This window comes from Clostridium sulfidigenes, assembly GCF_052067195.1.
GTDB classification, from domain to species: domain Bacteria; phylum Bacillota; class Clostridia; order Clostridiales; family Clostridiaceae; genus Clostridium_J; species Clostridium_J sulfidigenes.
In genome coordinates, this window is sequence record NZ_JBQHQR010000005.1 from 1 (window position 1) to 13,862 (window position 13,862).

General features: G+C 29.3%; 17 protein-coding genes. 16 read left to right on the forward strand and 1 reads right to left on the reverse strand.

Features of this window, described 5'->3' with window-relative positions:
• Nucleotides 1-238 precede the first annotated feature (238 nt).
• The 6 genes from ACTNBA_RS07225 to galE all read left to right on the forward strand — a co-directional run bounded on the left by ACTNBA_RS07225 (nucleotide 239) and on the right by galE (nucleotide 7,294).
• Nucleotides 239-1,018 carry a PHP-associated domain-containing protein gene (locus tag ACTNBA_RS07225; RefSeq protein ID WP_441073230.1) on the forward strand — a complete coding sequence of 260 codons (780 nt, stop codon included), beginning with the start codon at nucleotides 239-241 and terminating at the stop codon, nucleotides 1,016-1,018.
• Between the two features lie 84 nt (nucleotides 1,019-1,102).
• Entirely contained in the window at nucleotides 1,103-1,435 is a 333-nt protein-coding gene (locus tag ACTNBA_RS07230; RefSeq protein ID WP_346885474.1) for a hypothetical protein, read from the forward strand.
• 290 nt (nucleotides 1,436-1,725) lie between these two features.
• Nucleotides 1,726-3,495 (forward strand): sensor domain-containing diguanylate cyclase/phosphohydrolase, encoded by a 1,770-nt coding sequence (locus ACTNBA_RS07235; RefSeq protein ID WP_441073231.1) that lies wholly within the window; start codon nucleotides 1,726-1,728, stop codon nucleotides 3,493-3,495.
• 190 nt (nucleotides 3,496-3,685) lie between these two features.
• The gene (locus tag ACTNBA_RS07240; protein WP_441073232.1) at nucleotides 3,686-4,942 is read left to right on the forward strand and encodes an MFS transporter; all 1,257 of its coding nucleotides are present in this window, start codon (nucleotides 3,686-3,688) and stop codon (nucleotides 4,940-4,942) included.
• A gap of 69 nt (nucleotides 4,943-5,011) precedes the next feature.
• The gene (locus ACTNBA_RS07245) at nucleotides 5,012-6,139 is read left to right on the forward strand and encodes an ArsR/SmtB family transcription factor (protein WP_441073233.1); all 1,128 of its coding nucleotides are present in this window, start codon (nucleotides 5,012-5,014) and stop codon (nucleotides 6,137-6,139) included.
• A 141-nt stretch (nucleotides 6,140-6,280) separates the two neighbouring features.
• Nucleotides 6,281-7,294, forward strand: coding sequence for a UDP-glucose 4-epimerase GalE (galE, locus tag ACTNBA_RS07250; RefSeq protein ID WP_441073234.1), 1,014 nt, complete (start codon nucleotides 6,281-6,283; stop codon nucleotides 7,292-7,294).
• 91 nt (nucleotides 7,295-7,385) lie between these two features.
• Here the strand turns inward: galE and ACTNBA_RS07255 are convergent, their stop codons facing one another.
• On the reverse strand, nucleotides 7,386-8,012 hold the full coding sequence (locus tag ACTNBA_RS07255) for a flavodoxin family protein (RefSeq protein WP_346897855.1): 627 nt from the start codon (nucleotides 8,010-8,012) through the stop codon (nucleotides 7,386-7,388).
• A gap of 417 nt (nucleotides 8,013-8,429) precedes the next feature.
• Here ACTNBA_RS07255 and ACTNBA_RS07260 point away from each other — a divergent pair, with 417 nt between their 5' ends.
• The 10 genes from ACTNBA_RS07260 to ACTNBA_RS07305 all read left to right on the forward strand — a co-directional run bounded on the left by ACTNBA_RS07260 (nucleotide 8,430) and on the right by ACTNBA_RS07305 (nucleotide 13,825).
• Nucleotides 8,430-8,696, forward strand: a complete 267-nt coding sequence (locus ACTNBA_RS07260) for a hypothetical protein (protein ID WP_441073235.1) — start codon at nucleotides 8,430-8,432, stop codon at nucleotides 8,694-8,696.
• A gap of 22 nt (nucleotides 8,697-8,718) precedes the next feature.
• Nucleotides 8,719-8,889 (forward strand): hypothetical protein, encoded by a 171-nt coding sequence (locus tag ACTNBA_RS07265; RefSeq protein WP_346885481.1) that lies wholly within the window; start codon nucleotides 8,719-8,721, stop codon nucleotides 8,887-8,889.
• A 13-nt stretch (nucleotides 8,890-8,902) separates the two neighbouring features.
• Complete coding sequence (locus ACTNBA_RS07270) at nucleotides 8,903-9,508, forward strand: adenylyl-sulfate kinase (RefSeq protein ID WP_441073236.1); 606 nt, start codon at nucleotides 8,903-8,905, stop codon at nucleotides 9,506-9,508.
• A 13-nt stretch (nucleotides 9,509-9,521) separates the two neighbouring features.
• Complete coding sequence (locus tag ACTNBA_RS07275; RefSeq protein WP_441073237.1) at nucleotides 9,522-10,049, forward strand: hypothetical protein; 528 nt, start codon at nucleotides 9,522-9,524, stop codon at nucleotides 10,047-10,049.
• A gap of 29 nt (nucleotides 10,050-10,078) precedes the next feature.
• Entirely contained in the window at nucleotides 10,079-10,264 is a 186-nt protein-coding gene (locus tag ACTNBA_RS07280; RefSeq protein WP_441073238.1) for a hypothetical protein, read from the forward strand.
• A 69-nt stretch (nucleotides 10,265-10,333) separates the two neighbouring features.
• Nucleotides 10,334-11,023, forward strand: coding sequence for an HAD family hydrolase (locus tag ACTNBA_RS07285; protein ID WP_441073239.1), 690 nt, complete (start codon nucleotides 10,334-10,336; stop codon nucleotides 11,021-11,023).
• A gap of 62 nt (nucleotides 11,024-11,085) precedes the next feature.
• Nucleotides 11,086-11,733: a hypothetical protein gene (locus tag ACTNBA_RS07290; protein WP_441073241.1), complete on the forward strand. Its 648-nt coding sequence runs from the start codon at nucleotides 11,086-11,088 to the stop codon at nucleotides 11,731-11,733.
• 179 nt (nucleotides 11,734-11,912) lie between these two features.
• Nucleotides 11,913-12,674 (forward strand): Nif3-like dinuclear metal center hexameric protein, encoded by a 762-nt coding sequence (locus tag ACTNBA_RS07295; protein WP_441073242.1) that lies wholly within the window; start codon nucleotides 11,913-11,915, stop codon nucleotides 12,672-12,674.
• 48 nt (nucleotides 12,675-12,722) lie between these two features.
• The gene (locus ACTNBA_RS07300) at nucleotides 12,723-13,250 is read left to right on the forward strand and encodes a GrpB family protein (protein ID WP_441073243.1); all 528 of its coding nucleotides are present in this window, start codon (nucleotides 12,723-12,725) and stop codon (nucleotides 13,248-13,250) included.
• A gap of 32 nt (nucleotides 13,251-13,282) precedes the next feature.
• Nucleotides 13,283-13,825, forward strand: coding sequence for a GNAT family N-acetyltransferase (locus ACTNBA_RS07305; RefSeq protein ID WP_441073244.1), 543 nt, complete (start codon nucleotides 13,283-13,285; stop codon nucleotides 13,823-13,825).
• Nucleotides 13,826-13,862: the final 37 nt, after the last annotated feature.

Here is a 13,862-nt window from a genome sequence, read left to right on the forward strand (position 1 = left end):
TGAAAGTTATTTAAGATATAGGTAATTCTATTGAACCGCCGTGTACCGAACGGTACGCACGGTGGTGTGAGAGGACGGAAAATAAAATAATTATTTTCCTCCTACTCGATTGTGTAATGGATGAGAAGCAACTCAGATATGGGGAACTTACTGGTGTTATTTCTATATAATGATAAGAAGAGGGAGTTTACAGTTTAGATTCTAGATTTTATCATTAATTTTAAGAGGAGAAGTTAATATGAACATAGATTTTCATGTCCATGGATTGTTGAGTAAAAGAAAAGATTTTAATGAGAGATTTTTTAATGAGGAAATTGAATATGCAAAGCAATGTGAATTAAGTGGAATAATTATGTGTGAACATTTTAATGCTATAAATTTTAAAGAAATATATAAATATCTTGAAGAAAACTATGAATACAAAGATCATAGGTATTTAGTTAAAGGAGTTTCTGTTTTTCCTGCTATGGAAGTGAGCATAAAGGATAAGGGACATGTTGTTTTAGTAGGAAGGAGAGAGGCTATATTAGAGATTCATGAAAGGCTAGAACCTTATATGAATAGAGAAAACTTAGTGGAATTTAAAGAGTTATTAGATTTAGCTGATGAGTATGGATGTTTAAAAATAGGAGCACATCCTTTTAGAAGAGGACATAGGTTATGTAATCATCCTGAAGAACTATTAAAGAGATTAGATGCTATAGATTTAAATGCTAAAGATATATTCAAAAAAGGTGAAGAAGAGGTAAGAAGAGAGTTATATGAATTATCTAGTAAAATAGGAGTTAATGTAATTACAGGTAGCGATAGTCACACTCCATTACAATTGGGTGGGATATATACTAAACTAGACAATCCATGTTATACCATAGAAGAGCTTAGATTAGCTATAACTAGTGAAGGTTATTCTATAAAAATAGAACCCTCCTTAAATTTTAGAGTATACACTTCTAAAATATTAAAAAGATATTTGATTGCTAGAACAGGTTATAACAAAGATATGGAGTTTACTATATAAATAGAGTTCTTAGGGAAGATATTAATTAGAAAGGATTAGTAGGTGAAGTTTATAATGAAAGAATTTTAAAGAGAGAGGATTAATATGGGGTGTTTTTTGTGTAAAATTAAGAAAAAGAGGAAAAAACAAAAGAAAAGAAATAATAAATATATATCAATAGAAGAAAGATTAAAAGCTGATGAAGAAAAAGAGAAAAGAGAGGAAAGGGAAGAAGAAATAAGAGAGAGAGAGGAGTTAACAAGAGAAATTCTAGAAGAATATATTTTAGATATTATAGAAGATGAAGTAGATAAAAGAGGTGGAATTGAAGGGTTAGATGGAGAAACTATAAGTGATATTTTAAGTTACTACATTGCTAATGATCCTAGATTTCAGATTAAATTACAAAAGGAATTACGAAGAAAAGGAAAAAGATAATTAGAGGGCTATATAGAAATTAATAAGCTTCTAATAGGCAAAATAACTTGGAGATAATTTCCTTTGTCCTTTTGGATGATATACTCATATTAAATAGTATAAGAAAATTTAATATGAGTATATATTATAAGCTTGTATAGACTTATATTAAATAGTGTATAGATCTGAGATTAGATAAATATAGGATGAATAAAAATACATAGTATGACAAGAAAATGTAGATATTATAGGGAAAAAAGTGGTAGAATAAGGTGAAGATGAATTATTGGGAATAAATATGGGGGAAAAATATGGGGTTAGCTGAATTGTACTTACAGAATATGCCATGGTCTGCATGGATTGCAGACAAAGATAAAAAAATTATATTTATTAACAAGGCTTTTGAAAGAAAATACAATGTCAATTTAGAGGATGTAAAAGGTAAGAACTATGAAGGAATCTTTCCGGATGAAGTAGTAAGCGTATATAATAAAAAAACAAAGGAAAGCTTAAAGAAGCTACAAATAGATGCATATGATAAGACTACTAGAGAGATAAAAGAAGAGTGTTATGCTTTTCCAATTACAGATGAAGAAGGTCAAACTAATGCTATAGGTGGAATTATTGTAAATGTTGAAGATGAAAAAAGAAGAGAAATGGAGCTTCAAAATCAAAAGAGCATTCTCAGAACTATTATAGATGCATTACCAGAAGCTATTTTTTATAAAGATAAAGATTCAAGATTCATCGGATGTAACAAAAACTTTAGTGATTATTATAAACAATTTGGAGTAGATGATGTAATTGGAAAAAGTGATTTAGAAATTTATCCAGATAAAGAAGTTGCAGAGAATTTTATTAAAATTGATAAAGAAATAATGAAAAATAAACAAGCAAAATATATTGAAGGAATGACGCTAGACATTAGTGGGAATAGAGTTATAGAAGAAAGTTTTAAAGCTCCTGTTATAAATGAAGATGGAGAAGTATGGGGAATTGTTGGGCTAGCTAGAAATATCACTAGCCAAAAAAAATTAGAGGATAGGCTTAGATATTTGAGTTATAATGATGCTTTAACTGGAATATATAACAGAACTTATTTTGAAGAAAAAATTCGAGAATTAAATAATGAGCAGCACCTTCCTTTAGGAATAATTATGGGAGATGTGAATGGTTTAAAGTTAGTTAACGATTCCCTAGGACATCTAGAAGGAGACAAGTTATTAAAAAGCATAGCAGGAGTTCTTAATAAAGCTTGTGGTGATAAAGGTTTTGTCTTTAGATGGGGCGGAGATGAATTTATGATACTTCTACCAAATTGTAATGAATATTCTTGTGAAAGAATGGTAGAAAAAATAAGAAGTGAGTGTAAGAAGGATGATTATAGTTACATTGAACTTAGCATTGCCCTTGGTGAAGTTGTTAAGCACTCTCTAGAAGAAAATATTGATAAGTGCATTAAAGAAGTGGAAGAGAGAGTGTATAGGCAAAAACTCTTAGAACATAATAGTGTTAGGAGTTCTATGATGAACTCGTTAAAAAAGAGTTTAGAAGCTAAGAACATGGAAACAGAAGAACATACTGAAAGAGTAGAATCTTACGCATTGGAAATAGGAAAGAGATATGGTTTTAAGAGTTCCCAAATGGATGAATTAATGATAATAGCTAGACTACATGACATTGGGAAAATTGCTATAGAGGAAGATATACTTTTAAAACCAGGTCCACTTACAACAAATGAATTTGAAGTGATGAAAACTCATGCGGAGAAGGGGTTTAGAATAATCAATGCTTCTAGTGAAATAATTAATGTGGCAAAATGTGTTTTAACTCATCATGAAAAATGGGATGGAAGTGGATATCCTTTAGGCATTGCAGGAGAAGAAATACCGCTTATGGCAAGAATTATTGCTATTGCTGATGCCTATGATGTAATGACCCATGATAGGGTATATAGAAAGGCTATGAATAAAGAAGAGGCTATTAAAGAATTAAAGAGATGTGCAGGTACGCAATTTGATCCAGAACTAGTAGAGCTATTTTTAAAATGTTTAGATAACAATGAAGAAAAAAATGATTAAGAAATAAAGGGTTGAGAAGTAGCAAAACACCTTAATAAAGGGTGATGTTGAATAATACTTCTTGCCCTTTTTATTTTTGATTTATATTAGATATATATCTAATTGGTATTGACAATTATCTAACATAATCATAAACTAATAATAGGAAAAAAATTTAATAATATATAAATTATGTAAGGGAGGTATAGTTATGGATTTAGCTGTAGAAAAGAAAAAAATAGGATATAAGGACATACTTATGGATAAAAATTTTTGCTTATTTATCATTGGTAATCTGATTTCAAGATTTGGGGATTCTATTGATACCATTGCTTATGGATGGATGGTATATGAGATTACAGGCAGTACTGCGTTAATGGCTTTAATTTTTGGGGTTAATGCTATTCCAACAATATTGCTTCAACCTATTGCTGGTGTGTTTGTAGACTATAAAAAGAAAAAAAATGTAGTTGTCATTTGTAATTTAGGAAGAGCCACTGTAGTAACTATCACAGCATTGATGTTTATCTTTGACATACTTAAGCCATATCATTTATTTATATTTACCTTCATGAATTCTACCTTTGAGTCCTTTGAAGGACCAGCAGCAATAGCAGCCTATCCACTAATTATTGAAAAAGAAAAGTTTGCCTATGCAAGAGCAGTACAATCTACTTTATCTAGAATTGTGGAGTTAGTTGGTCTTGCAGTGGCGGCTGGAATCATTGCAGTTATTGGTATTGGTGGCGGAATGATTGTTAATGCAGTTAGTTTTTTTCTCTGTGGAATATTTATGGCTATGGTTAGATATAAAGAAGAGATTTTAAAGAAGCAACAGTTAAATATGAAGGGGTACTTTGTAGATTTAAAGGATGGATTTATCTATTTAAAGACTAGTAAAGTTTTGATGTCAATAACCATATTTGCCGCATTAATTAATTTATTTATGATACCTTTTAACACTTTAGGAGTTGCATATGTAAATGAGGAGTTGTTAAAGGGTCCTGAGGTAGTTGCAATGATTAGTTTTAGCTTAACTACAGGGATGCTTATTGGTGGTGCTATATATCCTAAAATAGCAGAAAAATTTAAAGGAATTAATTTATTTATACTTTCAGGGGTAATCATAGGAATTGCATATTTATCTTTAGCATTTGTACCTATGATAGGTGTTGATTTAGTCCTTTATGGAACTATCATTTTATTAGCCTTTTTATTTGGCGCATCTGCTAGTATATTTATGATGATAGTAAATATAACTTTTATGCAAAAAACAGAACAACAATATTTGGGAAGGGCAGCAGGAATACTTAATTCATTATGCATGGCAGCTACACCAGTAGGATCGTTAGTAGTAGGGAGTCTTTGTGTATTCTTAACCACAGCTCAACTATTCTTAATATTCGGAATAGGTACAGTGGTATTATTCCTATGTCAACGTTATAATAAAAGCATGCAAGAAATTTAAGTGACAATCTAAATATTTGATTTAGTTATTGGAACTTACTCATCTGAAGGACGAGAGAAGGAGTTTCATATGAAATATATAGTAGAGAATAACATTAATTTAATTGAGGAAGTGAAAAATACTCTTTATTTTATAGTTAATGAAGAAAAAATAGTTAACAAGCTGAAGGACAGTTTTAAAAAGTATGACCAAGATGTAGATAAATATATAAATAAGGATTTAAAAAACTTTTTTAAATTTATCGAAAAATTTAAGACTAGAAATAAGATACCTATGGATAGACTTAAGATATTCTTTAATGATATTAGTGAAGTTCATGAAAAAACACATTGTATAGCTAGTATTTTTGTTAACAACATAACCGAGAAGGAACTAATTGAGGGACGCAATAGAATTCGCAATTTAGATTCCATGGAACTAAAGGAACTTGCTATGAAGGAAATTCTATGTCAAGATGATTATCTTAGAGATGATTTTCCTGATAAGGATGATTTATCTAGCTTAGATGCAGAAAAAGAATTTATGCCTTATCTTATAGAAAGATGTACTTTAGACAGTGAATCTAAGTGGTGGCTTACGGTTATTTCTCAAAATCCAAAGGAGTATTTAAGCGAACTTATTGATATGATTATAAATTCTATAGATGTATTTAAGGAAGCTTTTAAGGTTATGGAAAAAGAAGTAGAAAAATTTATATATGATCTTAGAGATTTAATTAAAGAAAATCCTAAATTTATCTCTGATTCCACAGGTATTAAAATCTTTGATCAGTGGGAAGATGATATTTATATCTTTCCAAGTATAATTAGATTTAATTCAGTATCATTTTTATCAACCATAAGCCCTGTTTTTAATAATAAAAGAAGAGAATATATGTACTTTGGATGGAAGTTTTATGAACTTTTGAGTGATTCTATAGGAAATGATAATGAGGAAAAAATCCTAATTGATAGATTGAAGTGTCTAAGTGATAAAAGTAAATTTAATATTATGAAGATGCTTAAGGAAAAGTCTATGTTTGGACAGGAGATTGCAGCGGCTCTTTCTCTTACTACAGCTACTGTTTCTTATCACATGAATGCTTTAATTGTAGCTAAATTAGTATATATGGAAAAGGTAGATAATAAAATTTTTTATAGTGTAGATAAAGATACTATGAAGGAATTCTTGATGGTTTTAAATAAAGAGCTTAACTAATAGCTCTTTTTTACTTTAATAATTTTACAATTTGAGATATAATTGTATACGAAGTTATTTATCTGAGCATTGTCAATATGGTTAAATGCTATGATATAAATTTAAATTCGACATAAATTAACTAAGAATGGAGTGTATTACATGGCAGTTTTAGTAACTGGAGGAATGGGCTATATCGGTAGTCATACTACTGTTGAGCTATTAAAAGAGGGGTATGAAGTTGTTATTGTAGATAACTTAAGTAATAGTAAAGAGTTAGTAAAGGATAGAATTAAGGCTATTACAGGAAAAGAGCCTAAATTCTATAAATATGATGTTTTAAACAAGGAAGATATGGACAAGGTTTTTAGTGAAAATACTATAGATTCAGTAATTCATTTTGCAGGCTTTAAGGCTGTGGGAGAATCTGTGGCTAAGCCCCTAGAGTACTACCACAATAACTTAACTAGCACTTTTGTACTTTTAGAATTAATGAGAAAATATGGAGTTAAAAATTTTGTATTTAGCTCATCAGCTACTGTTTATGGAGATGCAAAAATTATTCCAATTACAGAGGAAGCACCACTATCTGCTACAAATCCATATGGAAGAACAAAGCTAATGTTAGAAGAAATTTTAAGAGATTTATATAGCTCTGATAATTCATGGAATATAGCATTACTTCGTTACTTTAATCCAGTAGGGGCCCATGAAAGTGGAACTATTGGAGAAGATCCATGTGGTATTCCAAATAATTTAATGCCTTTTATTACAAAGGTTGCTATAGGTGAGCTTAAGGAGCTTAGTGTATTTGGGGATGATTATGACACACCAGATGGTACAGGAGTTAGAGATTACATTCACGTAGTAGATTTAGCTAAAGGTCACTTAAAAGCATTAGAAAAATTAAAAACTAATTCAGGTCTTGTAACTTATAATTTAGGAACAGGAAATGGATATAGTGTTCTTGATATAGTTAAGGCATTTTCAGAGGCTAGTGGAAGAGAAATTCCTTATAAAATTACTGCAAGAAGACCTGGTGATATTGCGACCTGTTATTCAGAACCAAGAAAGGCTAATGAAGAGTTAGGCTGGACAGCTGAAAAGGGCATAAAAGAAATGTGTGAAGACTCTTGGAGATGGCAAAGCCAAAATCCAAAAGGATATGAAGAGTAAAGTGAACTTTATATAAATAAATTGAAAGTGCTTGGCAAGACATCTTACATGAAATTAGTAAGATATTTTGAAAAGCACTTTTGTTTTCATTTTATCTTATGAAGTTGGTTCTTAATTTTTCTTCCTTTTTAGGTAAGGATATTCCGGCTTTTTTACCAGCCTCTATAGATTTTAATAGCCAAGCCATATTTTTACCAAGAGTTCTCATTGTTTGCATACCTTCAAGGTCTTGTTTTACCTCTTCTGGAGTATTGCCATGAACCATATTCCAATATTGTGAAGAAACTATTGGCATGTTTGATATAGTAAAGTATTTATTTAATTGGTCAAAGGTAGCAGAGGAACCACCTCTACGACAACTTACAATAGCAGCCCCAGGTTTATATTCAAATCCACTACCTGCATAGAAAAATCTATCCAAAAATGATGTAATCATACCAGAAGCACCAGCATAGTGAACTGGAGAACCAAAGATAAATCCATCAACATCCTTAGCTTTTTCTAAAGCAATATTAACAGTATCATCATTGAAAACGCATCTTTCACTACCACTTTTATAGCAGTGACCACACCCCATACAGCCTCTAATAGGAGCCTTGCCCACATGGAATATTTCTGATTGTATATTTTCTTTTTCTAGTTCCATTGCTATTTCACATAAAGCAGTATAAGTACATCCTTTTTCATTAGGACTACCGTTTATTAATAAGACTTTCATTTTAAAATTCCCTCCAATACAATATTATCATTAATAAATAAATTATAGCATTATTCATTTTAAAGTGTATGATTTATAAAAAGTAAATTAGATTTTTTATAATTAATATTTTTAAGATTTAAAAGAGTAAAAATGTGTAAAAGTTATAGGGATATAGTTAATAATAAGGTATAATAATTATATATTGTAAAAATATACAAAAATAATTAGTCTGATGAAGTTTACATAAAGTTATGGACAACATATTCTAAGTATAGTAAAGAACAATTAATAGAAGAGGTGAAACCTAAATTATCACAAGCAGATTTTTAATTACCAATAAATGCAAAAAAGGAACTTATAGAGTTTTATGTAAGACCAGAAATATATATAAATCAACTCTCTGAAATAAAAGATTTGAGAAGTAATGTAAAGTATATGAGTAAATGCGGTGATTTTCCAGATTGTCCATTAATAGTACTAATTGAAGACCCAGTTTATTCTATTAATGAAATGATTGAAGAAGGAATACCTAAAATAGAAGCAGAAAGAATTGAAAGATTATCACAAGAACTCTCTAGTGGGTTAAAAGAGTTATCCAGTAAGAGTGATGTAAGAGTAGTTAAAAATAGTAATCACTGTATAAATGAAACTCAACCAGATGCAATTATAGATGCAATAAAAGAATTGCTATTTACAAATTAGATATTATGTAGGAGGCAAAGCATTGGAATACATTTTAATTATATTAATATTATGGGTAATTTATAATATTACAGTTTACATTCCCGAAAAGATAAAAAACCATGAAGAAAGAATGTTACAACATTTTCAGGAGATTAATTTACGGATGAATAAGCTTGAAGAAATGATAAAGAAGCAAAATAATAATATTTAGTTAGGAGTCTTATATGGAGTGCTTATTAAGGAAATTAAGAAACCAAGAGATTTCTAATAGAATTTATGTTATTGGAATTGATGGATTAGGAGGAGCAGGTAAAAGTACAATAGTTAATTCATTAAAAGTGCAATTACAAAAGGAAAAGTATCATACTTATGTGTTGCATATTGATGACTTTATACATCCAAAACATATTAGATATGATGAGTCTAAAGAAGAAGGGGATTGTTATTACAATATACAGTGGAGATATGATTATTTAGTGAAAGAAATTTTATCACCTGTAAAAAGAGGAGATGAAATATATAAATTAATAGAGTTATATGATAAAGAAAATGATGGATATATTAAACAACAAGTTTTAATAGAACATGGTACTGTTTTGCTTTTAGAAGGGATATTTCTACAAAGAAAAGAGATAAGAAGGTATTTAGATTTTATAATTTATCTTGATGTACCACAAGAAGTTAGATTAAGTAGAGTTATAAAAAGAGATGGGTATATAGGTGGATTAAAGGATATAAAATGCAAATATGAAAGGCGTTACTTCCCAGCGGAAGAAAAATATATCTTAGATTATTCACCAATTGAAAATGCTGATTTGGTAGTAAAATAGGGAGGAGAGATGTATGAAGAGAAAATTTATACTTTGGATTGTATTTTTTCTAGTTATAACTAATATAGTATTCATTGGTACAACTATTTGGTACAAAACTAAGATGGATAAACAAGAATTTAAAGTGTATTCATTTCAGGGAGAAAACACAGATATAAGAATAACTGATGGATTAATTATTATGTCTCCTAATAAACATATAGTTAGTGGCGGTAATATACAGTATATAGGAAGCAAAGAAGAACAAATTGAATCATATTCTGAAAGTATCTATTTAGATAAAGAAGGAGATAAAGATGTAGTTTTATTAAAAACAGTTTCAATGGAAATGGACAATAAAGGAATATCTTTATCTGATGAACTTTTGTTAAATAAAAGTATAGGAGAAATCAGTTCACAACAATTATTCAATGAAGAACAATTGGGTCTTATTAAGAATAATCTTTATTTCAGCCTTCGATATTCAACAGTTGATGGAGAAATAGAAAATTCCATAATTATGTTAAATGTAAAAGAATTTAATATGAAGGAAAATAAATAAGTATTTTAAATTAAGAAAGGAATCTATAGATGGAGATAGATAATAAGATAATAATAATTTCTATTATAAATGTTATTTTAATATTTTTAATTTTAATAGCTATATATAAAGGCATAAAATGGTGTAAAAACTTTGTTAATAGAAATAAAGAAATAGATGAAAAGCTAGATATTATTTTAAAAAAGTTGAACAATGAGGATAGCAACAGTATTTAATTTAGAATCGTAATTATTTATACACAGAAACAATGAAAATGTTTACTGTGGGCTTGGAGGAAATTTATAATGAATATGAACAACATTAAAGCTATTTTATTTGATTCGGGAAGAACCTTAAATGCACCTAGGACAGGACATTGGTTTATTACACCTAACTTCTTTAATATTATTAATGAAACAAGTTTTCAATATACAGAAGATCAATTAAGTGAAGCAATGAATAAAGCCTGTGATCATATTAATAAAATGTTATTAGTAAAAACAGAAGAAGATGAATTTGCGATGTTCAAGGAGTTTTATGAAATAGTACTAAAAGAAATAAAGTATGCGAGTATAAATGAGGAAATAATTAATTCTTTGGCAAGTGATAATGTATATAATGATGATAAATTTTATTTTTTTGATGATGTGGAACCTGGGCTACAAAGATTAAAAGATAAATATATTTTAGGGGTTGTCTCAGATACATGGCCATCCTTAGAAAGAGTATTTATTAATAAGAGTCTAAGAAAATATTTTTCTACATTTGTTATGTCATCAATTTATGGCTCCTATAAAGCTGAAAAGGTACTTTTTAAAATAGCTATTGAAGAAATCGGAGTAAAACCAGAGGAAGTAATTTTTATAGATGATAGTGAATCAAATCTTATTGCGGCAGAAGATTTTGGTATGATTCCAATTCTAATTGATAGATATGATAGGAATGATATTGAAAGTAAGTACCCTATAATTAAATCTTTAAATGATTTAAATTAGTAGAGGGTTCTATGATTAAACTAATGGCAAGGTAGTATTTAACTACGGAATGGGGAACGAAGATGAAGATATTAATAGGACAACCACTACATGAAAATGGGCTTAAGCAGATTAGTAATGAAATAATAAATAATAGAGAAGTTGATATTGTACTATATCCTGAAGGGTATTTAGCTAATGAAGAATTATTAAAGGATGTTTGTAACATTGCAAAAGAATATAGAGTGATGATTATTACGTCTTATAGAATGAATAACAAAGATAGAGCAGTAATAATCAATAATCATGGAGAGAAAATATTAGAGAGAGTTAAAACACCACCAGATGATAATGAGAAATTATATAATCCTTTAGTGGTTAATTATAATAAAATGAATATTGGTTATTTACTATGTATGGAAATTTTGAAAGGTGTTAGAGATTTACAAAGAGTTAATGAAACTATAAACTTTATTGCTCATCCAATTGGTGTAGGAATGTTTAGTGATGAACAATTTCAACAGTGGATAACAGAGGCGAAAAATATTGCTAGAATCTATAAAACCATTGTAATTGGAACAAGTCATGCAGATGGTTCATATAGAAATTGTGGTATATCTATTCCTATTTCCTATTGCATAGATAGTAATGGAGAAGAAATATTTATATCTAAAGCTGATACTAGAACTCGAATTGTTGATATAGATAGAAAAGAAGTTAAGACTTTTTAATATGGACATTTTTAGTACCTTTTATAGATGGTGATTTAACATTTAATTTTATAGGCAATGAAATTTTTAAGACTAGGATAATTGTTTTTGCAATTATTAGTCATTGTTTAACTCGTACAAGTTTATGTACTACAGTTGAAAATATACCTGAATGCAAGGAAGAAAATGGAGGGAAGTATATGGACGTTTCACATATTGTTGAAAGAATTAATGAACTTTTTAATGTAACAAGTAAGGAAATCTTTTCTAATGAATCTGGGATCACATATCATGCAGGTAAAAAAGTTAAAAAATTAGGATACTGTGTTAACCTAACCCTTGAAACTATAGAGGAAGCAAGAATTCATGGAGTTGATATGATGGTGACACATCACGATGCATGGGATGAAATATATGGATTAAAAGAGGCATGCAGAGAGAGATTGGAAGAGTATGGTATAAGTCATTACTATAATCACTTGCCACTTGATGACTGTAACTTTGGAACAAATGATAGTCTATTAAAAAAATTGAATTTAGAAAATGTTAAAAGAACCCACCAATGGGAAGGATTATATTTTGGTAGAGTGGCAGAATATGATGAAGAAATTGAGTTTAATGAATTAGTAAAAAAAATTGAAAATCTACTTGAAGAACCAGTTAAATCTTGGAAGTTTAATGACGAAAAAGTGAAGCGGGTAGGTTTAGTCTGTGGTAATGGAGGGCCAACAGATTGCCTTAAGGAAGCCGTCGAAAATAAGTGTGATGTATACATTACAGGTGAATGTAATTTGTATACCATTCAATATGCTCAGTTTAAAGGGATAAATCTTATCATCGGTAGTCATACTTTCACTGAGTTCTTTGGAATTCAAAGTTTAGCATTAAAATTGAATGAGAATATAAAAGAACTTGAAATAGTGAGACTTAATGAAGAGCATTATGAAGCAAATATAAAATAAGTAGGGGTAAGGTGTACTACATTAGATGTGTAAAGGAGGTATAAATCTATGTCAATTAGAACAAAAGTTATTGTTATTGAGCCTTATAATGAAAAATGGAAGTTAGAATTTGAAAAAATAAGGGACATGCTAGATTCTTATATTGGAGATTTAGTTTTATCAATTGAACATGTTGGAAGTACTTCAGTGGAAGGGCTCTCTGCAAAACCTATCATCGATATAGATGTGGTTATGGATAGTTATGATAATTTCCCTGAAATAAAGAAGAGGTTAGAAGAAGCTGGATATCATCATGAAGGGAATTTAGGCATTGAAGATAGAGAGGCTTTTAGTTATGTGAAAAATAGATTTATGCCATATCACTTATATGTATGTCCTAAAGATGGTAAAGGATATTTAGAGCATATTGCATTAAGAAATCATCTTAGAACAAATAGAGATGCACTAGAGGATTATGCAGCATTGAAAACAAAGCTAGCTAAAGAATATAGATACGATGCTGATACTTACTGCGAGAGAAAGACAAAATTTATTCAGAAAATCTTAAATAAGACACTATACTCTAATAAGTCTTAGAGTTACTAATTATAAGAAATAGAGGATATGAAATGCTAAGATTAGAACTAATTAAAAAAGAAGATTTATATAAAATTGTGGAATGGAATAGGAATAAATCTGCTAATGATCTATTGCAATGGGCTGGACCTTTATATGAGTATCCATTAACCCTTTCTCAAGTAGAAAAGTATTTCTTAGATGAGAAAAATAAGGAAGTGGTGGATACCTACATATATAAGATAGTTAATATTAGTACAGAAGAAATTATAGGAACAGTGGAGCTGCGTGAAATAGATAGAGAAAATAAGATTGCTAGAGTATGTAGATTTTTAATTGGAGAAGAAAAGGAAAGAGGTAGAGGCATAGGTGCTTTGGCATTAAAGGAAATCTTAAGAAGTGGATTTGAAGATAGAGGATTTGAGAAAATAACTCTTGGAGTTTTTGATTTTAATAAGGGTGCAGTTAGATGCTATGAAAAGGTTGGTTTTGTAATAGAAAAATTATTAAAGGATGTAAGAAAGGCTAAGGACGGTTATTGGAGCCTATATGAAATGTCAATTTTAAAATCTAAATGGACAAACGAAAATAATTAAATGTTGTACCACTCTGCTACCAATATATTGAGATTAC

Excerpts from the sequence above, each read along its gene's own strand:
- ACTNBA_RS07225 (WP_441073230.1), top strand. The coding sequence starts at position 239 with ATGAACATAGATTTTCATGTCCATGGATTGTTGAGTAAAAGAAAAGAT.
- ACTNBA_RS07230 (WP_346885474.1), top strand. The coding sequence starts at position 1,103 with ATGGGGTGTTTTTTGTGTAAAATTAAGAAAAAGAGGAAAAAACAAAAG.
- ACTNBA_RS07235 (WP_441073231.1), top strand. The coding sequence starts at position 1,726 with ATGGGGTTAGCTGAATTGTACTTACAGAATATGCCATGGTCTGCATGG.
- ACTNBA_RS07240 (WP_441073232.1), top strand. The coding sequence starts at position 3,686 with ATGGATTTAGCTGTAGAAAAGAAAAAAATAGGATATAAGGACATACTT.
- ACTNBA_RS07245 (WP_441073233.1), top strand. The coding sequence starts at position 5,012 with ATGAAATATATAGTAGAGAATAACATTAATTTAATTGAGGAAGTGAAA.
- galE (WP_441073234.1), top strand. The coding sequence starts at position 6,281 with ATGGCAGTTTTAGTAACTGGAGGAATGGGCTATATCGGTAGTCATACT.
- ACTNBA_RS07255 (WP_346897855.1), bottom strand. The coding sequence starts at position 8,012 with ATGAAAGTCTTATTAATAAACGGTAGTCCTAATGAAAAAGGATGTACT.
- ACTNBA_RS07260 (WP_441073235.1), top strand. The coding sequence starts at position 8,430 with ATGAGTAAATGCGGTGATTTTCCAGATTGTCCATTAATAGTACTAATT.
- ACTNBA_RS07270 (WP_441073236.1), top strand. The coding sequence starts at position 8,903 with ATGGAGTGCTTATTAAGGAAATTAAGAAACCAAGAGATTTCTAATAGA.
- ACTNBA_RS07275 (WP_441073237.1), top strand. The coding sequence starts at position 9,522 with ATGAAGAGAAAATTTATACTTTGGATTGTATTTTTTCTAGTTATAACT.
- ACTNBA_RS07280 (WP_441073238.1), top strand. The coding sequence starts at position 10,079 with ATGGAGATAGATAATAAGATAATAATAATTTCTATTATAAATGTTATT.
- ACTNBA_RS07285 (WP_441073239.1), top strand. The coding sequence starts at position 10,334 with ATGAATATGAACAACATTAAAGCTATTTTATTTGATTCGGGAAGAACC.
- ACTNBA_RS07290 (WP_441073241.1), top strand. The coding sequence starts at position 11,086 with ATGAAGATATTAATAGGACAACCACTACATGAAAATGGGCTTAAGCAG.
- ACTNBA_RS07295 (WP_441073242.1), top strand. The coding sequence starts at position 11,913 with ATGGACGTTTCACATATTGTTGAAAGAATTAATGAACTTTTTAATGTA.
- ACTNBA_RS07300 (WP_441073243.1), top strand. The coding sequence starts at position 12,723 with ATGTCAATTAGAACAAAAGTTATTGTTATTGAGCCTTATAATGAAAAA.
- ACTNBA_RS07305 (WP_441073244.1), top strand. The coding sequence starts at position 13,283 with ATGCTAAGATTAGAACTAATTAAAAAAGAAGATTTATATAAAATTGTG.